General features: G+C 73.6%; 15 protein-coding genes. 7 read left to right on the top strand and 8 right to left on the bottom strand.

From position 1 onward, the window contains the following. Positions 1-136: 136 nt before the first annotated feature. Positions 137-568, bottom strand: coding sequence for a PaaI family thioesterase (locus ACQZ2A_RS01265; protein ID WP_430206677.1), 432 nt, complete (start codon positions 566-568; stop codon positions 137-139). Between ACQZ2A_RS01265 and polA the strand changes: the two genes are divergently transcribed. Then, the gene (gene polA, locus ACQZ2A_RS01260) at positions 567-3,281 is read left to right on the top strand and encodes a DNA polymerase I (protein WP_430206676.1); all 2,715 of its coding nucleotides are present in this window, start codon (positions 567-569) and stop codon (positions 3,279-3,281) included. The two genes, ACQZ2A_RS01265 and polA, sit on opposite strands and share 2 nt — an antisense overlap. A gap of 24 nt (positions 3,282-3,305) precedes the next feature. On the opposite strand, the gene ACQZ2A_RS01255 is transcribed toward polA, so the two are convergent. Together ACQZ2A_RS01255 and ACQZ2A_RS01250 are read right to left on the bottom strand one after the other, a co-directional pair. Next, on the bottom strand, positions 3,306-4,625 hold the full coding sequence (locus ACQZ2A_RS01255; RefSeq protein ID WP_430206675.1) for a lipopolysaccharide biosynthesis protein: 1,320 nt from the start codon (positions 4,623-4,625) through the stop codon (positions 3,306-3,308). Positions 4,626-4,673: 48 nt separating this feature from the next. Further along, positions 4,674-5,399, bottom strand: a complete 726-nt coding sequence (locus tag ACQZ2A_RS01250) for a class I SAM-dependent methyltransferase (protein ID WP_430206674.1) — start codon at positions 5,397-5,399, stop codon at positions 4,674-4,676. A gap of 51 nt (positions 5,400-5,450) precedes the next feature. Here ACQZ2A_RS01250 and ACQZ2A_RS01245 point away from each other — a divergent pair, with 51 nt between their 5' ends. Both ACQZ2A_RS01245 and ACQZ2A_RS01240 read left to right on the top strand, forming a co-directional pair. Beyond that, complete coding sequence (locus tag ACQZ2A_RS01245; protein ID WP_430206673.1) at positions 5,451-7,202, top strand: hypothetical protein; 1,752 nt, start codon at positions 5,451-5,453, stop codon at positions 7,200-7,202. Next, entirely contained in the window at positions 7,202-7,342 is a 141-nt protein-coding gene (locus tag ACQZ2A_RS01240; RefSeq protein WP_204129979.1) for a hypothetical protein, read from the top strand. The genes ACQZ2A_RS01245 and ACQZ2A_RS01240 overlap by 1 nt, the downstream gene beginning before the upstream one ends. Positions 7,343-7,352: 10 nt before the next feature. Here the strand turns inward: ACQZ2A_RS01240 and ACQZ2A_RS01235 are convergent, their stop codons facing one another. Genes ACQZ2A_RS01235 through ACQZ2A_RS01225 form a run of 3 tightly spaced genes read right to left on the bottom strand, consistent with a single transcriptional unit; the run spans position 7,353 to position 11,958 of the window. Then, complete coding sequence (locus tag ACQZ2A_RS01235; protein ID WP_430206672.1) at positions 7,353-8,480, bottom strand: glycosyltransferase family 4 protein; 1,128 nt, start codon at positions 8,478-8,480, stop codon at positions 7,353-7,355. Next, on the bottom strand, positions 8,477-10,519 hold the full coding sequence (locus tag ACQZ2A_RS01230) for a hypothetical protein (RefSeq protein ID WP_430206671.1): 2,043 nt from the start codon (positions 10,517-10,519) through the stop codon (positions 8,477-8,479). The genes ACQZ2A_RS01235 and ACQZ2A_RS01230 overlap by 4 nt, the downstream gene beginning before the upstream one ends. Continuing rightward, positions 10,516-11,958, bottom strand: a complete 1,443-nt coding sequence (locus ACQZ2A_RS01225) for a glycosyltransferase (RefSeq protein WP_430206670.1) — start codon at positions 11,956-11,958, stop codon at positions 10,516-10,518. The genes ACQZ2A_RS01230 and ACQZ2A_RS01225 overlap by 4 nt, the downstream gene beginning before the upstream one ends. Before the next feature lie 128 nt (positions 11,959-12,086). On the opposite strand from ACQZ2A_RS01225, the gene ACQZ2A_RS01220 reads away from it, so the two are divergent. Then, entirely contained in the window at positions 12,087-12,932 is an 846-nt protein-coding gene (locus tag ACQZ2A_RS01220; protein ID WP_430206669.1) for a 2OG-Fe(II) oxygenase, read from the top strand. Here ACQZ2A_RS01220 and ACQZ2A_RS01215 read toward each other — a convergent pair. After that, entirely contained in the window at positions 12,871-14,121 is a 1,251-nt protein-coding gene (locus ACQZ2A_RS01215; RefSeq protein WP_430206668.1) for an acyltransferase family protein, read from the bottom strand. The two genes, ACQZ2A_RS01220 and ACQZ2A_RS01215, sit on opposite strands and share 62 nt — an antisense overlap. A gap of 122 nt (positions 14,122-14,243) precedes the next feature. On the opposite strand from ACQZ2A_RS01215, the gene ACQZ2A_RS01210 reads away from it, so the two are divergent. Then, positions 14,244-15,164 (top strand): DUF3068 domain-containing protein, encoded by a 921-nt coding sequence (locus tag ACQZ2A_RS01210; protein ID WP_430206667.1) that lies wholly within the window; start codon positions 14,244-14,246, stop codon positions 15,162-15,164. A 24-nt stretch (positions 15,165-15,188) separates the two neighbouring features. On the opposite strand, the gene ACQZ2A_RS01205 is transcribed toward ACQZ2A_RS01210, so the two are convergent. Next, positions 15,189-15,980 carry a class I SAM-dependent methyltransferase gene (locus ACQZ2A_RS01205; protein ID WP_430206666.1) on the bottom strand — a complete coding sequence of 264 codons (792 nt, stop codon included), beginning with the start codon at positions 15,978-15,980 and terminating at the stop codon, positions 15,189-15,191. Positions 15,981-16,125: 145 nt separating this feature from the next. Between ACQZ2A_RS01205 and rpsA the strand changes: the two genes are divergently transcribed. Both rpsA and ACQZ2A_RS01195 read left to right on the top strand, forming a co-directional pair. After that, on the top strand, positions 16,126-17,610 hold the full coding sequence (rpsA, locus tag ACQZ2A_RS01200; RefSeq protein WP_430206665.1) for a 30S ribosomal protein S1: 1,485 nt from the start codon (positions 16,126-16,128) through the stop codon (positions 17,608-17,610). 82 nt (positions 17,611-17,692) lie between these two features. Beyond that, entirely contained in the window at positions 17,693-18,454 is a 762-nt protein-coding gene (locus ACQZ2A_RS01195; RefSeq protein WP_430206664.1) for a DUF4184 family protein, read from the top strand. Position 18,455 lies beyond the last annotated feature (1 nt).

The following is an 18,455-nucleotide window of genomic DNA, read 5'->3' as shown; positions in this document are numbered from 1 at the left end:
TGACGGCCGTCTCCACCCCCGGCGTCGGCCGTTCGGGCTGGTCAGGATGGGCCGGACGGCCGTGATCGGCCCGACTTGACCGGCCCTTGACCCGGGCCTGACGCGCCCCTGACCCGGGGCGCCCCGGAGGCGCCCGTCAGGCCCCCGGGGCGGCGTCCCGGATGAGGCAGGTGATCCGCGACGTGCAGACCCGTCGACCGTCCTCGTCGGTGACGACGACCTCGTAGCAGGCCAGCGTGCGCCCGAGGCTGAGCGGCGTCGCGGTGCCGGTGACCAGCCCCGAGCGGGCCGCGCGGTGGTGGGTGGCGTTGATGTCGAGGCCGACGACCGCCTTGCCCTCGCCGGCGTGGAGGGCCGCGCCGATCGAGCCGAGGGTCTCGGCGAGCACGACCGAGGCACCGCCGTGAAGCAGCCCGTACGGCTGGGTGTTGCCGGCGACGGGCATCGTCGCGACGAGGCGCTCGGGGGTGGCCTCGACCACCTCGATGCCCATCCGCTCCATCAGCGAGTCGGGGTTCATCGCGCGCATCCGCTGCACGCCGGCCATGAGGTCGGAGCTGTCGGTCATGGTGGTTAGGCTGCCACGCGTGAAGCTCCTCCTCCTCGACGGACACTCGCTGGCCTACCGGGCGTTCTTCGCCCTCCCCGTCGAGAACTTCTCGACGAGCACCGGGCAGAACACGAACGCCGTCTACGGCTTCACCTCGATGCTCATCAACGTCCTGCGCGACGAGGCGCCCACGCACGTCTGCGTCGCCTTCGACGTCTCGCGCCAGACCTTCCGCCTCGAGGAGTACAGCGAGTACAAGGCCGGCCGCTCCAAGACCCCCACCGAGTTCTCCGGCCAGCTGCCGCTGCTGCGCGAGGTCCTCGACGCCCTGCGCATCAAGCACGTCGGCATGGAGGGCTTCGAGGCCGACGACGTCATCGCCTCCCTGACCCGGCAGGCCACCGAGGCCGGCAGCGAGGTCGTCATCTGCACCGGCGACCGTGACGCCTTCCAGCTCGTCACCGACAAGGTCACCCTGCTCTACCCCGTACGCGGCGTCTCCGAGGTCTGGCGGATGGACCCCGCCGCCGTCGAGGAGAAGTACCTCGTGCCGCCGAACCGCTACAGCGACCTCGCGGCCCTGGTCGGCGAGTCCAGCGACAACCTCCCCGGCGTGCCGGGCGTCGGCCCGAAGACGGCCGCCAAGTGGCTCACCCAGTACGGCGACCTCACCGGCGTCGTCGCGCACGTCGACGAGATCAAGGGCAAGGCGGGGGAGAACCTGCGCGCGCACCTCGACGGCGTGCTGCGCAACCGGCGGCTCAACAAGCTCGTCGACGACCTCGAGCTGCCGCTCACCGTCGCCGACCTCGAGCGCACGTCCTGGGACCGCGAGGAGGTGCACCAGGTCTTCGACGGCCTCGAGTTCCGCGTCCTGCGCGACCGGCTCTTCCAGACCTTCGACGTCGAGTCCGACGAGGTCGAGGGCGGCTTCGAGCTCGACGGCGAGGTCTTCACCGCCGACGACCTCACCCTCCGCTTCGGCGACGGTGCCGTGGGTCGCTCGCTGCCGCACGGTGTCGTGGTCTCGGGCCACTACCGCGCCGGCGAGGGGGATGCGGGGGCCATCGCCCTCGCGGGCGAGGACGGCGCCACCGCCTCCCTCGACCTCACCACGCTCACGCCCGAGCAGGAGCAGGCCCTCGCCGGGTGGCTCGCCGACCCCGACGCCCCGAAGGTCCTCCACGACGTCAAGCCGCAGCTCCAGGCACTGCGCGCCCGCGGGCTCGCCCTGAACGGCGTCACCAGCGACACCGCGCTGGCCGCCTACCTCGTCCGCCCCGACCAGCGCTCCTACGACCTCGAGGACCTCGTGGTCCGCCACCTGGGCCGCGAGCTGAGCGCCGAGGGCGACTCCACGAGCTCGCAGGGCGCGCAGGGCACGCTGTCCTTCGACGTCGAGGCGGACGACGACACCGCCGAGCGCGACGCGATGGTGCGGGCCCGGGCGGTCCTCGAGCTCTCGGCCGTGCTCGCCGAGAAGGTCGAGGAGACCGGCGGCACCGAGCTGCTCGCCGACCTCGAGCTGCCGCTCGTCGACATCCTCGCCGAGATGGAGCGCACCGGCATCGCCGTCGACGAGGACGCGCTCACCGCCCTCGAGGCCGACTTCGCCGCGAAGATGCGCCAGGCCCAGCAGGACGCCTACGACGCCATCGGCCGCGAGGACGTCAACCTCGGCAGCCCGAAGCAGCTCCAGGAGGTGCTCTTCGACCAGCTCGGCATGCCGAAGACCAAGCGCACCAAGACCGGCTACACCACCGACGCCGACGCCCTCGCCGACCTCTTCACCAAGACCGAGCACCCCTTCCTCGAGGCGCTGCTGCGCCACCGCGACACCTCCCGCCTGCGGGTCACCGTCGAGGGGCTCATCAAGTCGGTGGCGCCGGACCGTCGCATCCACACGACGTACCTGCAGACCATCGCCGCCACCGGGCGCCTCAGCTCGACCGACCCGAACCTCCAGAACGTGCCGATCCGCACCGAGGAGGGCCGGCGCATCCGTGAGGTGTTCGTCGTCGGCGAGGGCTTCGAGTCGCTGATGTCGGCCGACTACAGCCAGATCGAGATGCGGATCATGGCCCACCTCTCCGGCGACGAGGGGCTCATCGAGGCCTTCCGCACCGGCGAGGACCTCCACCGGTTCGTCGGCGCCCGCGTCTTCGGCGTCGAGCCCGCGGACGTCACCCTCGAGATGCGCAGCAAGGTCAAGGCGATGAGCTACGGCCTCGCGTACGGCCTGTCGGCGTTCGGGCTCTCCAAGCAGCTGACCATCTCCACCGGTGAGGCCCAGGGCCTCATGGACGAGTACTTCGCCCGCTTCGGCGGTGTCCGCGACTACCTGCGCGAGGTCGTCGTCGAGGCCCGGGCCACCGGCTACACCGCGACGATGCTCGGCCGCCGCCGCTACCTCCCCGACCTGCTGAGCGACAACCGCCAGCGCCGCGAGGGCGCCGAGCGGATGGCCCTCAACGCCCCGATCCAGGGCACCGCCGCCGACATCATCAAGCTCGCGATGAAGGGCGTCGACGCCGCCCTGAAGGCCGACGGGGCGAAGAGCCGGATGCTGCTCCAGGTCCACGACGAGCTCGTCCTCGAGGTCGCACAGGGGGAGCGCGAGGCCCTCGAGGCGCTGGTCCGCCGCGAGATGGGCTCCGCGCTCGACCTCGGCGACGTGCCGCTCGACGTCAGCGTCGGGGTCGGCCGCTCCTGGCACGACGCCGCGCACTGACGACGGCGCCGCCGGCACAGCGGGTCAGCGGACGGCGGGCTGCTCGGGGGAGGACGGGTCCTCGGCGAGCGGGACGTCGACGGGCACCAGCTCCTCGGCGTCCTCGGGCGAGGTGCGCGCCAGCAGGAAGGCGCCGAGCCCGACGAGCAGCGCGACGTCGACCCCGAGCTTGACGAGCAGCAGGCCGTGGGCGTCGGCCACGGTCGCGGCGAACCCTGCGGTGGCGGCCAGGGCCAGCCAGAGCAGCACGACCGCGCGTGGGTGCTGCCGGGCCAACGCGCCGTAGACGAGCAGCTGGACCATCGCGAGCACGGTGCCGAGCGCGGCGAAGAGCCAGAGGTCGTCGCGGACCGCCGCGTAGGCCGGGCCGCCGACGAACTCCAGCGCCAGCCCGCGCAGCAGCAGGACCCCGCCGACGGCGACCACGCCGAGGCCGAGGATGGCGCCGAGCCCCACCGCGTGGGTGCGACGCAGGTCGTGGCCGCGGGCCATGCGCGGGAAGAGAACGACGACCACGAACTGGGGGAGGAAGAGCATCGCCTTGGTGAGGACCAGGCCCGCGGCGTAGTGGCCGGCCTCGGCGCCCGGGAGCACCACGCGGGCCACGAGCACGTCGGCGTTGGAGACCGCGAAGAACGCGAGCAGGGCCGATGCGCTGTGGGCCACCTCGCGGGCCACGCCGCCGCGCTCCCAGCCGCGCCAGGTGCTCTCGGGGGTGGCGCCGACGGGGGCGCGCGTCACCCAGTGACCCGAGCGGCGCAGCGCCACGGCACCGACGAGCACGGGCGCGGCCGCCGCCACGGCGACGCCGACGAGGGCGGCCGCCGCAGACCGGTCGACGAGCAGGGCGAGCCCGCCGAGCGCGAGCCGGGCGGTGCCCATCGTCACGTACAGCAGTGCCAGGGACGCCCAGCGCTGCTCGCCCTGGAGGATGCCGGCCTGGCCGCCCATGAGGGTGAGCAGACCGGCTGCGACGGCGAGGGCGAGGGCGCCGACGAGGCTGTCGAGCCTCAGCCCGCGCTCCACGAGCGGTGCCAGGACCAGCCCGAGCACCGTGACCGCGACGGCGCCGCGCACGGTCGCGGCGAGCACGGTGCGGACGGTGGTGGACGGGTCGCCCACCGCGGTGGAGACGCGCCGGGCACCGGTGGCCTGCAGCGCGAGGGAGAGGACGTTGAGGACGATGAGCGCGCCGAGCACCGAGGAGAACTGGCCGAACTCGTCGGGCCCGAGCAGCCGGGCGCAGGCGAGGGTCAGGCCGTAGGTCGTGAGGTTCATGACCCCGATGGCGGCGGCCATCGTCGCGCCGCCGACGACGCCCTCCCGTCGTCCACGGTTGGTCACCGGCGAAAGTTACCACCCGGTACCGGTGCCGGCCGTGAGGTCGCGGGCTCAGTAGGGGTCGTCGGGCCCCTCGTGGCCGAGCCATGCGGCCACGCCGTGCAGCCGCGCCCGGAGCAGCACCTTGACGACGACGTTGCGCAGCCACCACGGCAGCTCGCGCAGCATCGCCCACCGGTCCGCGCGGGTGGGCCGGGTGACGACGAAGCGGGCCATCGAGCCCGTGCGGCCGCGGTACGCGAGGTGGTCACCGGGGAGGACGTGCCGCAGCAGCGCGAGCGTGACCCCGACCGAGGAGAAGGAGTCGTGGACTACGACCGTGCCGCCGGGGACCACGTGCTCGGCCCAGTGCAGGTCGTCCGACACGGTCCAGTAGTCGTGCTTGCCGTCGACGTGGAGGACGTCCAGCGGTGCGTCCCAGCCGTGGCGCGCCTGCGCCGAGGTCGTGGCCACGACACTCACCCGGTCGGCGAGACCCAGGACGGAGAGGTTCGCCTCGAGGAGCTCGCGCACCTGCGGGCCGGCGTAGCGACGGGTGCGGACGAAGGGGTCGACGGCGGTGACGGCGACGTCCGGCCGGGCGGCGGCGAGCACGCACGTCGAGCGTCCTCGGTGCGACCCCACCTCGAGCACCCGGGCGGGGCCGGGGGAGACCGCGGCCACCGTGTCCCACAGCAGGCGCGCTTGGTCGCGGGTGAGCCAGCCGGGCACGGCGTCGATGCCGGGCCAGGCCGCCGCGAAGCCGTCGGCGTGCTCCGAGGGCACGGTGCTCCTCACGGGCGGTGTTCTAGGGTGTGCTGCGGACCGGGCCAGCATAGGGAGGTCGCGATGGTGGCCCGCACGGGGCCGGGCGGACGCGCACGCCGGCTGGACGCCCTCCTCGACCTCTGGGTGCTCGTCCCCGTCGTGGTGCTCGGCTGGCCGCTGGTCACCCGTGGCGGGTACCCCTTCGCGCGGGACCTCGTCCTCACCCCGGCCCTTCCGCTGCGTGCCGAGGCGCTCGGCCTGGGCAAGGCTTCACCGCGCTCGGCACCGCTCGACGCCGTCGTGGCCGTCCTCTCCCCCGCCGTCGACGGGGCGGTGCTCGGGCGCATCGCGGTACTCGGCGGGCTGGCCCTCGCGGGGTGGGGGGCCCACCGGCTCGCCCGCCCGCTGGCGCTCCCGGCCCGCGCGCTCGTCGGCGCCCTCGCCGTGTGGAACCCCTTCGTCGTCGAGCGGCTGGGCCTGGGCCAGTGGGCACTCGTCCTCGGGTACGCCGTCCTCTGGTGGGTGGTCCTCGTCCTGCGCGACGCCGACGGATGGACCCTGTCGCGGGTCGCGCCCTGGCTCGGGCTCGGCGCCCTGACCCCCACGTCGGCGGTCCTCGCCGGTGGTGTCGCACTCGTGCTCGGCGTGCGCCGGTCCGCCGGGCGGCGGAGTGCCGGGCTCGTCGGCCTGGTCGCCATCGTCCAGCTGCCGTGGCTCCTGCCCTCGCTCCTCGGAGGGGCGGCCGGGACGTCGGACCCCGCGGGGGTCGCGGCGTTCGCGGCCCGTGCCGAGCTGCCCGGCCCGGCGGTCCTGAGCCTGCTCGGCCTCGGGGGCATCTGGGACCGGTTCAGCGTGCCGGGCTCGCGCACCGGCTGGCTGGGCGCGGTGACCGTGCTCGTCGTCCTCGGCGGTCTCGTCGCCGCCGCTCGACGACCCGGCGTGGTACCCCGCCGCCTGGCCGTTCTCGGTGCGGGCGGACTCGTCCTCGCCGCCGTGACCACCGTGCCCTGGGGCGCCGACCTCGTCAGGACCGGGACCGACGTCGTCCCGGGGCTCGGGCTCCTCCGTGACGGCCAGAAGTGGCTCGCCCCGTTCGTCGTGCTCGCGGTCCTCGGCGTCGGGGTGCTCGCCGACACCGCGCTCTCGGCGGCCCGCCGACGAGCGCCTGCCATCGTGCCCACGCTCGTGGGAGCCGCCCTCCTCGCGCCCTTCGTCCTGCTCCCCGACGGCGCCGTCGTCGTCCACCGGGTCCTCACCCCCAGCCGCTACCCCGCGGACTTCGCGGCGGTCGCCCGCGTCGTCGACGGCACCGAGGGGCTCCTCGTCTCGGCCCCGTGGCGCCTGTACCGGGCCTACCCGTGGGCCACCGCGTACGCCACCTACGACCCCGCGTCGCGCTGGTTCGACACACCGGTCGTCACCGCTGACGACCTCGCCGTCGGCGACCGCGTCGTGGCGGGGGAGGACCCGCTGGCGGCCCGGCTCGGTCCCCTCCTCGCGAGCCCGGACGCCCGGACCGGCGAGCGGCTCGCGGCCGCCGGGGTGCGCTGGGTGCTCGTGACCCGCACCGACCCCGACGCCGGCCCGCTCCTCGAGAGCCTCGCCGCGGCCCCCGGTGCGCGGCGCATGGTCGACGGGGCCGACCTCGTGCTCGTCGAGCTGGCCGACCCGGCCGCCGGCCCACCCCGCGCCGCGGCCCGCGAGGTCGCCCTCGTCGCCGGGACGGACCTCGCGGTGCTCGCGGTCCTCGTCGTCGTGTCGCTCTCCGGAGTGACCCGTCGGCGCCGCCGAGTTCTGTTACTGTGGCGTAGTTTCTCGACGGGAAGGTCGTGATGATCGCCAACGTGGTCGCCCCCGGCATCGCCGGCATCGTGCTCGCGCTCGCCGCGATCTTCGGGCTCGTCTCCTCGCAGACGGCGGCTCCCGCCGAGAACCCGGCGTCCAAGCCGATCATCGTCTACGGCCAGGGCTGACGCCCGGTCGTCACGACCCCCCTCGGTCCCGCCGTCCGGTGGTGACCCCGAGGAGCACCTCCTCGAACTCCCGCGCCGTGCGCGTCCAGTCCAGGGACGACGCACGCCGTCGCGCCGCCTCTCCCACGGCCTCGACGTCGAGCCGGCCGGCCAGCAGCTCGCCCAGCACCCGCGCCAGCTCGTCGGGCCCCTCGACCAGCCAGCCCGTCTCGCCGTCGACGACGGACTCGGTGAGGCCCCCGCTCGTCCGGTAGCCGACGGTCGGGGTGCCCTGCGCGGCCGCCTCGGTGACGGCGATGCCCCAGCCCTCGCGGACCGACGGCAGCGCGAGCACCCGGCCTCCGGCGAGCAGCCGGTCCCGCTCGTCGTCGTCGACCCAGCCGTGGAAGGTGACGAGGTCGGCGACCCCCACCGCCCGCGCGTGCTCGACGAGCTGCGGTGCCCACCAGCCCCGCCCGACCACGTCGAGCCGCACGTCCGGATGCTCGTGCCGCAGCGCCGCCACGGCGTCGAGGACGTGCTCGACCTGCTTGTGGGGCACGAGCCGGGAGAGCACGACCACGCGCGGCTCCGGGGCCCGGCTGCCGGCCTGCGGCCGCGGCGACAGCCCGTTGCGGACGACCGTCACGTCCTCCCTGCGCCGCCCGAGCGCCACCAGGTCGTCCCGCGACGTACCCGACACCGTGACGTGCCGGACCCCCCGGTACAGGCGGGGCGTCAGCACCGACTCGACCCACCACCCGAACCGTCCGCGCAGCCCGGGGTAGATCATCCGCCACTGCTCGCGGTGGACGTGGTGCACGAGCGCCACGACTCCGTGTCGGCGCACGAGCGGTGTGCCGAAGGGCAGCCCGTTGATGACGTCGACCACCACGTCGATCCGGCGGCCGTGCAGCGCGACCCACCAGAGCCCGTGCAGGTACACCGTGAGGCGGCCACCGGAGCGTCGGTGCCGCACCCCGTCGAGGACCTCCCGCCGCGGAGCGCCGGGCGGCCGCGCCGTGATGACGGTGACCTCGTGGCCCGCGCGGACCAGGCCGCGGGCCACCTCCTCCACGTAGACCTCGCTGCCGCCCGCCTCCGGGTGCCGGGGGTCGCGCCACGACAGGACGGCGACGCGCAGCGGCGCGCCGGTCACCCGGCCCCCGCCCCCGAGACGACCCGCGGACACAGCGTCGTGGGCCGGGACGGCGCCTTCTCCACGGTGATGCCCAGCCGGTCGGCCTCGGCGGTGACGTCGGGGCGGACCTCGGTGCGTCCCGGTCGGATGACCCAGTCCTCGTCGATGCGCTGGGCGGGGAAGACGGCGACCCGGCCGCCGGGCGTCGAGGTGACCTCGGTGACGCCGATGTCGGAGAAGACCCCGATGCCGACCGTCGTCGAGCTCTCGGGGTAGACGCCGTACCAGGGGCCGGCCGTGACCCTGGCACCGTCGCGCACGACGACCCGCACCTGGTGGTCGGACCGGGTCTGGAGGACGACGTCGCGGGTGCGCGACCCGATGACGGTCGCGAGCACCAGCTGCCCGGTGCGCACCCCGCGGTGCACGGTCACCCGCAGCACCGTGGGGGAGTCCTCGACGAGCACCCACGGCTCGTACCGGTCACCGGTGGCGAGGTAGAGCGCCGAGCAGCCCGGGGCGGCGGCCAGGGTGTCGGGGGCGGCGTCGTCGGGGAGGTCCTCGACGTCGCGGAGCACCGGGGGCCCCTGGGTGCCGAGGGCGGAGTCGACGCGCTGCTGGGCCGAGAGCAGCTGCACGAGGCGGTCACCCCGGCCCGTGACCGCGCCGGCCGCCAGGCCCGTCGCGGTGTGGACGAGCACGGAGTACGCGGTGAGCAGGGCGAGCCCGGCCAGCACCCCACCCGCCCGGCGGCGGGAGCCGCGCAGCAGGCGGGGCAGCAGCGCCCAGGTCGTGATCGCGGACCCCACGACCAGGAGGGGGACGAACTCGCTCGTGTAGCGGTTCGCGACGTACCCGTACATGAGGATGCCGGCCGGGACGACGGCCGCCCCGAGCAGCGGGGGCGCCAGCAGGCGCAGCGACCGTCTGCGGCGCAGGAGGACGAGCAGCGGGAAGGACGCCAGCGCGAACACGAGGAGCATCGGCGTCGTCGCGGGGACGCTGGCCGTGCGGTAGGTCTGGTCGAGGACGACGCCGCCGGACTCGACGGGCGGGGCGTCCGGGAGCGAGACCCACGGGAACCAGGGCGTCAGGCGCAGGCCGGTCGGGGAGAGGTAGGCGTCGGCCGTGACCGGCAGGAACTGGGGGCCCGTGATGTGACCACCGTTGGCGGACAACGCCTCCCGCCGGTGCTCGTTGACCTGCGTCCACACCTGCTCCTGGAGGGGGAACAGGTACGGGTGGCCGAACTTCACCTCGTTGAGGGCCACCGACGCCGCGACCGGCAGCAGCCCCGCCGCGAGGAAGCCGACGAGGAGCCGCCGACCGGCAGGGCGGCGCCGTCCCTCGGACCACCACCACCAGAGCGCCGCGAGGACGGCCGCCCCGCAGACCGCGAAGCCGCCGGTGGTGCGGGTGAGGACCGCGGCCAGCGCGAAGGCGGCGAGCCAGCCGAGGGTGCGCCGGCTCGGCTCGAGCCCCGCGCGCAGGAGCCAGTAGAGCGACCCGACGACGGTGGCCACCGACCACACGTAGACCTCGTGGTAGACCCACGGCAGGGCCGCGACGAAGGTGATGACGGTGCCGCCGGTCATCGCGGTGAGGAGCACCGCGGCCGCCGCGGCCTCGCGGCGGCTCGGGACCTCCGACCCGCGCAGCACCCGGCGCACCAGCCAGAGCAGGCGCGCGGACATCACGGCGAGCACGAGCCACCCGAGGGCCATCGAGGCCACCGTCAGCCGGCCGTCGAACTCGTGGGTGACGAGCATGACCGGGATGCGCAGCAGCGCCGGGAAGGGCGGGAAGTACATGAACGTCCGCCCGCCGATGACGAACCCCTCGATGCCGAGCGACCCCTCGGGCACGTCGAGCCGGCCGGCCAGGAACGCGTTGGCCTGGATGTCGAAGAAGTTCGAGCCGTACCCGAGCCCGACCGCCGTCCGGGTGGGGGACCACGCGAGGTCGAGCAGGACGAGCAGGTAGACCAGGCCTCCGAGGAGGCACCCGGTGAGGGACGCGACGACGACCCGTGGATGCGGAGGTGCCGGGCGGCTCACGCCGGTTCGAGGCGGTAGAGGAGCTGGTACCCGAAGAGCGTCGGCCACCCGCGCACCGCGGCGCGGTCCACGGACCCGACCGCGCGGGCGACGTCGACCCGGCGGTCTCCGGCGCGCCCCCGGTCGAGGACGTCGACGGGCACGCCGACGACGTCGCGCTCGACGATCCGCAGGCCGCAGTCGCGCACCAGCTTCTCGAAGCTGCGCCGGGTGAAGAAGCGGACGTGGCCGCGGTCGAGCGGGCCACGGCTGTCGTAGTCGAAGAGACCGAGTGCGGTGCGCCCACGGGGGTACCAGTGGCCGAAGTTCGGCACCGAGACGAGCACTTCGCCCCCGGGCGCCAGCCGGGCGGCGATGTCGCGGAGCAGCACCTCCGGGCGGGTCACGTGCTCGAGGACGTCGGCGGCGACGACGTGGTCGTAGCCGGTGCCGGCGTCCTCGGGCAGACCCCCCTCGAGGTCGGCCTCGACGAAGTCGTCGAGGCGGTCGCCGACGCCGTCGTGCTTGACGAGGTCGACCCCGACGACCCGGTGGCCCTCGGCCCGGACCAGCGCACCGAACGCGCCGTCGGAACAGCCGACGTCGAGCACGGTGCCCGGTGCCGACGACGCGAGCCACCCGAGGATCCGGCCGTGGCTGGAGTGCGGGGAGGGCTTGAGCGCGTAGGCCTCGGCCGTGCCCTGCGCACCGAAGCCCATCCGCCGGGCGCGGTGGCGCAGCACGTCACGCGCGACGTCGCGGGCGTAGGCCATGCCGTTGACGTAGCAGATCTCGTCGCCGTAGTACGTGGGGATCGGGACCTCGGCGACGTGCTTCCCGGCGTCGAGCAGCCCGAGGATGATCTCGGTGTCGAAGTCGAAGCCGTCGCTGTACGTATCGAGGGCGAGGTCGGCGAGGGCGTCGACGCGGTAGGCCCGGTACCCGCTGTGCCACTCGCTGAGGTCGGCGCCGGTCATCGCGTTCTGGAAGGTCGACAGGATCCGGTTGCCGACGAACTTGTAGAGCGGCATCCCGCCCTTGAGCGCCTGCCCGCGGACCATCATCCGCGAGCCGAAGACGGCGTCGGCACGCCCCTCGGTGAGGGGGCGGACGAGGTCCTCGATCACCTCGGGTGCGTACTGGCCGTCGCCGTGGAGCAGGACGACGACGTCGAGGCCGTGCCCGATGGCCCAGCGGTAGCCGGCCTTCTGGTTGCCGCCGTAGCCGAGGTTCTTCTCGTGCCGGACGACGGTCAGCGGCAGGTCGGAGGTGTCCTTGTACGCCATGCCGATGGCGTAGGTGTCGTCCTGGCTCGCGTCGTCGGCGAGGAGCACGTGGTCGACCGAGGCGCGGAAGGCCTCGGGGAGCCGGTCGAGCGTGTGCACGAGGGTGCTCGCGGCGTTGTACGCGACGACGAGGACGCCGACGCGGGGTGCGGCCGCGGCAGGGGAGTGGGTCATGGTGGTCCGTCCGGTCTCGGGCGCTGCACCACCCGGGTCGAGGCGGCGTCGCGACGTCGATGGATTGTATGTGACCCGCCGGTAACGATGTGTGAGGACCGGCCGGGGCGCCGTGCCAGACTGACGCCATGCCGAGCCCGCTCATCGCGATGGACCGCCTCACCGCCGCGCTCCCCGAGGCCGCGGCGGCGTACCGGGCCGCCGAGCCGTTCCCGCACACCGTGCTCGACGACGTGCTCACCCCCGAGGCCTTCGCGGCGGCGGTCGCGGAGTTCCCGGGCACCGAGGACCCGTTCTGGCGTGGCTACCTGCACGTCAACGAGACCAAGTACTCGAACACGGCCCCCGACACCTGGGGCCCGACCCTCACCGCCGTCGCCCGCGAGCTGTGCGCCCCGGAGTTCGTGCGCTACCTCGAGGAGCTGACCGGCATCGAGGACCTGCTCCCGGACTGGTCGATGGACGGCGGCGGCCTGCACCAGACGCTGCGCGGCGGCCACCTCAACATCCACGCCGACTTCACGACCCACCACGACCACGAGAACTGGGCGCGACGGGTCAACATCCTGCTGTACCTCAACGAGGAGTGGCTCCCCGAGTGGGGCGGCGAGCTGGAGCTGTGGGACCAGCAGATGACCGCCAAGCGCGGCTCCGTGCGACCCAAGGGCAACCGGATGCTCGTCTTCACGACCTCCGCCGACAGCTTCCACGGCCACCCGGACCCGCTCACCTGCCCCCCGGGCGAGGCCCGCCGCTCGATGGCGCTGTACTACTTCACCGAGGAGGAGGCGGCGGTCCGCCGCTCCACCAACTACCGGCCGCGGCCGCAGGACGGCGCGACGCGCGGTGCGGCCATCTGGGCCGACCGGACCGCCCTCGACGTCTACGACCGCGCGAAGCGGCGCCTCGGGCTCAAGGACGAGACGGTGCAGGGCGTGCTGGCACGGGTGCAGAAGCTGCGGCGTCGGGGCTGAGGGCCGCCGCGTCGGCCCGGGGCAGGGCGGCCTGCTCCTCGCGGTCGGCCGGGCGCGCGCGCAGCCGCCGCTCGAGGAAGGCCTCGACCGGCCGCTCGACATAGCGCAGCGTGAGCGCCACGGCGACCGCCAGGACCACGAGCGCGAGGGCGGCCTTGGCCGGCGGGGGCCAGTCCGGCACCCGGGCGCCGACCGCGAAGAAGATCGGGTAGTGCCAGACGTAGATCGCCAGGGACCAGCGGCCGAGGCGGACGGCGGGGCGCCACCCGAGCACGCGGGCGAGGCGCCCGTCCGCCGGCAGTCCCGGCGCGGCGACGATGACGGCGACGACGGCGAGGTTGGCCGCGATGCCGCCCCAGCCGAGGTAGGACCCCGAGTTGCCGAGCGCGAGGACGAGGACCCCGAAGCCGGCCAGCGACCACGAGACGACCGTGCCGGCGTGCCGGCGGACGGCACCGAGCCAGGGCCACAGCACCGCGGCCAGGGCACCCCAGAGCATGCCGTCCATGCGCGTGGTCGTGCGCAGGAGCGCGGTGGTCAGCGGCTCGACGTCGACGACGTGGGCGCGCCAGAGCGTGCAGGCGAGCAGCAGCCCTCCGAGGGTGGCGGCCAGGACGAGGCGCCGGTGGCGCAGCCCGCGGACGAGGAGCACGAGCACGACGGCCACCTGCACGTAGACCGCGGTGTACCAGAGGTGCCCGAGGTCGGCGCGCGCCAGGAGCGCCTGGGACTGCAGGTAGATGTTCCAGCCGAAGGTCGAGACCCAGAGGACCGAGCGCTCGGTCTGGGTCTCGAGCAGGCGGGTCGGCTGGTCCGCGAGGGTGGTGAACCAGATGAGCAGCAGCAGGGGGTAGGTCTGCGCCGCGATGCGGACGACCCGGGTGAGCACGACGACGGCCGGTCGCCGGGCGGCGATCTCGCCGACCCGACCGGTGTCGTCCGCGCGCGTGCCCTCGGACCCGATGAGCGAGCGGACGAGGAGGAAGCCGGCGACGACGAGGAAGACGGTGACCGCGATGTTGCCGCTCTGGAGCACGTGGAGCAGGGGCGGCAGGCCGGTGAGCGCCTCGAGCGACCACAGCGCCCACATGTGCGAGAGGACGACGAGGACGATGGCCACCCCGCGCATCCAGTCCAGCGCCGCCGAGCGGCCGACGCGCGCGGCGTCGACGGCAGGTCGGGCGGTCATGCGGCAGGCCTCTCGGACGGTGTGGCGGCGGTTCGCCACGCGGGCGCTCCCGGAGTGAGGTTACCGGCGGGTCACCTGCTGCTACATTCTGTCCGACATCGAGCCCAACGGAGGGTCAAGCAGTGCGCGGAATCGTGACGAAGCTCCTCGTCTTCCTCGGAGCATTCCTGGTGATGACCGCGATCCTGTCGCTCGTCTACGCATCGGGCCAGGTCAAGAAGACCCCGCTCGACACCGACTCGGTGACGCGCCTGAGCGGCGAGGCCCAGGTGGCCGGCCCCGACGGGCTCGAGAACACACCGGTCAAGGCCGTGAGCATCACCCACGCCGACTCCGAGCTGAGCACCTCCGACGTCGTGCTCTTCCAGAACTCCAGCTGCCTCGTGCGCGACCCGAACGGCGACGCCCCCGACTGCGTGGCGGCCGACGACCCGTCCAAGACGCTGCTCTCGGCGAGCACCAGCACGTTCGCCACGAACCGGCTCACGGGGCTCTCCGTGCCCGACTTCAAGAACCTGCCGGCCGACGCCGCGCCGGTCGAGGGGCTGGTCAACAAGTTCCCGTTCGACACCGAGCAGAAGACCTACCCGTTCTGGGACGGCCTCGTCGGTGGCACCGTCGACGCGGTGTACCAGGGCGAGGAGGCCATCGACGGCCTCGACACCTACAAGTTCCTCGTCACGGTTAAGGACCAGCCCATCCAGATCGCCGACGGCGTCCCGGGCACCTACAACACCGAGAAGACGATGTGGATCGAGCCGCGCACCGGCGCGATCATCGACCAGAAGGAGCACCAGGTCCGGCTCCTCGACGACGGCGCGACGTTCCTCGACCTGACCTTCGGCTTCACCGAGGAGACGGTCAAGGCGAACGTCGACAGCGGCTCGAGCAACTCCGCGCAGCTGGGCCTGCTCACCCGCACCGTGCCGCTCGTCGGCGGCATCCTCGGCGTGCTCGCCCTGGTCGGTGGCCTGCTGCTGGCGGCCACCGCCCGCCGCGGGCGCCACTCCGAGCGCGAGGAGCGCGCTCCGGCCCTGGTCTGAGCCCCGCTCCGCCGGGCGCCCGCCTCAGCGGCGCTCGGTGACGACGATCGCCGTGCCGGGCAGCAGCCGCCCGCGCAGCGGGGACCATCCGCCCCACTCCGCCGCGTTGCGCTCGGGCCACTCGGGCTCGACGAGGTCGAGCAGGGTGAGGCCGGCCGCGACGACCTGGCGCACGAGGTCGCCGAGGGTCCGGTGGTGCTCGACGTACGTGACGACGCCGGCCTCGCTCTCGACGTAGGGCGTGCGGTCGAAGTAGGAGTGCGTGGCGGTGAGCCCCTCGGGTCCGGGCACGTCGGGGAAGGCCCAGCGCACCGGGTGCGACGTCGAGAAGACGAACCTCCCGCCGGGACGCAGGACCCGCGCGGCCTCCTGCAGCACCGCGGCGCTGTCGGCGACGAACGGGACGACGCCGTACGCGGTGAACACCCGGTCCACCGAGGCGTCGGCGAGCGGCAGGCGGGTGCCGTCGCACTGCAGCAGGGGGAGCGGGGCCGGGCGGTCGGCGTCGATGCCCCGCCCGGTGCGCAGCATCCCGCCCGAGAGGTCGCTCGCGACGACCCGTACGTCGTACCGGCCGGCGAGCCAGCGCGAGCACTGCCCGGCGCCGGCGCCGATCTCGAGCACGGTCATGCCGTCGCGGACGCCGACCAGGTCGAGCTCCTCCTCGGTCCAGCCCTCGGGCCCCCAGACGAAGCCGTCGTCGCCGAGGAAGGTGCCGTGCTCGGCGTGGTAGGCCGGCGCCTCGGCGTCCCACCAGGCCCGGTTGGCGGCGACCGTCTCGTCGGTCCCGACCGGCCGGCGGGTGGCCTCGCTCATCCGGCGTCCGCGCCGGTCAGGGACGTTTTGCCCCCTGCGTGCGGACACGGGTAGGCTGCACGAGCACACGTGTGACCTCTGCGGGTCACGCCTGCGCGCGAACCAATCCATCGATTCCATCTGTCCACATCGGAGTTCCTACTACATGACTGCCAGCACGGTCGAGAAGACCGCCCCCGAGGTCGCCATCAACGACATCGGTTCCGAGGAAGACCTCCTCGCCGCCATCGACGCGACGATCAAGCACTTCAACGACGGCGACATCGTCGAGGGTCGCATCGTCAAGGTCGACCGTGACGAGGTCCTCCTCGACATCGGCTACAAGACCGAGGGCGTCATCCCCTCGCGTGAGCTGTCGATCAAGCACGACGTCGACCCCAACGAGGTCGTCAAGGTCGGCGACGAGGTCGAGGCCCTGGTCCTCCAGAAGGAGGACAAGGAGGGTCGCCTGATCCTGTCCAAGAAGCGCGCCCAGTACGAGCGCGCCTGGGGCACGATCGAGAAGATCAAGGAGGAGGACGGCGTCGTCACCGGCACCGTCATCGAGGTCGTCAAGGGTGGCCTCATCCTCGACATCGGCCTGCGGGGCTTCCTCCCGGCCTCCCTCGTCGAGATGCGTCGCGTCCGCGACCTCCAGCCCTACGTCGGCAAGGAGATCGAGGCCAAGATCATCGAGCTCGACAAGAACCGCAACAACGTGGTCCTGTCGCGCCGTGCCTGGCTCGAGCAGACGCAGTCCGAGGTCCGCACGACCTTCCTCAAGGAGCTCGGCAAGGGCCAGGTCCGCACGGGTGTCGTGTCCTCGATCGTCAACTTCGGTGCGTTCGTCGACCTCGGCGGGGTCGACGGTCTCGTCCACGTCTCCGAGCTGTCCTGGAAGCACATCGACCACCCGTCCGAGGTCGTCGAGGTCGGCGACGAGGTCAAGGTCGAGGTCCTGGACGTCGACATGGACCGCGAGCGCGTCTCTCTGTCGCTCAAGGCGACGCAGGAGGACCCGTGGCAGCACTTCGCCCGGACCCACGCGATCGGCCAGGTCGTCCCGGGCAAGGTCACCAAGCTCGTCCCGTTCGGTGCGTTCGTGCGCGTCGACGACGGCATCGAGGGCCTGGTCCACATCTCCGAGCTCGCCGAGCGCCACGTCGAGCTGCCCGAGCAGGTCGTCCAGGTCGGCCAGGAGATCTTCGTCAAGGTCATCGACATCGACCTCGAGCGTCGCCGCATCTCGCTCTCGCTGAAGCAGGCGAACGAGGACGGCGCCGGCCAGGTCGAGTTCGACCCGACCCTCTACGGCATGGCCGCGGAGTACGACGAGAAGGGCGAGTACAAGTACCCCGAGGGCTTCGACCCGGAGACCAACGAGTGGCTCGAGGGCTTCGAGTCGCAGCGTGAGACCTGGGAGAAGCAGTACGCCGAGGCGCACTCGCGCTGGGAGGCGCACCGCGCGCAGGTCGAGGCGGCCGTCAAGGCCGACGCCGAGGCCGCGGGCGAGGCCGCGACCACGTCGTACTCCTCGGACAGCGCCGACACCGAGGGTTCCTCCGCCCGTCCGGCCGCGCCGGCGAACGAGGGCACCCTCGCCTCCGACGAGGCGCTCGCCGCGCTGCGCGAGAAGCTCACCGGCAACTGAGCCACCGCGTCGCCCGCGACGCACGGTTCGCCACGAGGCCCGGTCCCCGCGAGGGGGCCGGGCCTCGTGCGTACCCTGAGCCGTGCCCTTCACCCCGAGCCACGCCGCAGCCGTGCTGCCGGTCCTCGGTCGACGATCGGCCCGGGTGGTCCCGGTCGCGTGGGTCGCGGGGTCGATGGCTCCCGACTACCCGTGGTTCCTCACCGGTGGGCGCGGGGCCGGGCTGACCCACACGGTGCTCGGCATCGTGACGGTCGACCTGCTCGTGGGTCTCGTCGCCGTCCTCGCGTGGCGGACGGTCGTCCTCGGCGCGCTGCGCGACCTCCTTCCTCTCGGTGTCGGCACGCGGCTCCCCGTGCCGGTGGCGGTCGCACCGCGGCAGTGGGTGTGGGCAGCAGTCGGCGTCGTGGGCGGCGCCGCGACCCACGTGCTCTGGGACGCCTTCACGCACGCCGGTCGGTGGGGGACCCGATGGGTCCCGCTGCTGCACAGCCGGGTCGGCGTGCTTCCCGGTTACAAGTGGGCGCAGTACGGCAGCGGCGTGGTCGGTGGGGTACTCGTCCTGCTGGCGCTCGGACGGGCGGCGCGGCGTGCCGTGCCTCGCGCTGCCGAGCCGGCGCGGGTGGACGCCCGGCAGCGTGCGCTCCTCGCCGCCGTCCTCGTCCTCCTCGTCTCGGTGGTGCTCGTGCTCGTGGCCCTCGACCGTCGGGGAGGGACCCCGGAGGTGCTGCTCTTCGGCCTGGTGACGCGCGGGGGCGCCGCCGCGGGGGTGGGTGTCTTGCTCGCCTGCGTCGGCTGGTGGCTCCTGCCCGTGCGCACGAGGGCCCCGGACCTGCTCGGCTGAG

Origin of the sequence: Phycicoccus avicenniae (genome assembly GCF_050496545.1) — a bacterium.
GTDB lineage: Bacteria > Actinomycetota > Actinomycetes > Actinomycetales > Dermatophilaceae > Phycicoccus > Phycicoccus avicenniae_A.
The sequence above is the reverse complement of the archived record's forward strand: the minus strand, read 5'-3'. Positions and strand labels throughout refer to the sequence as shown.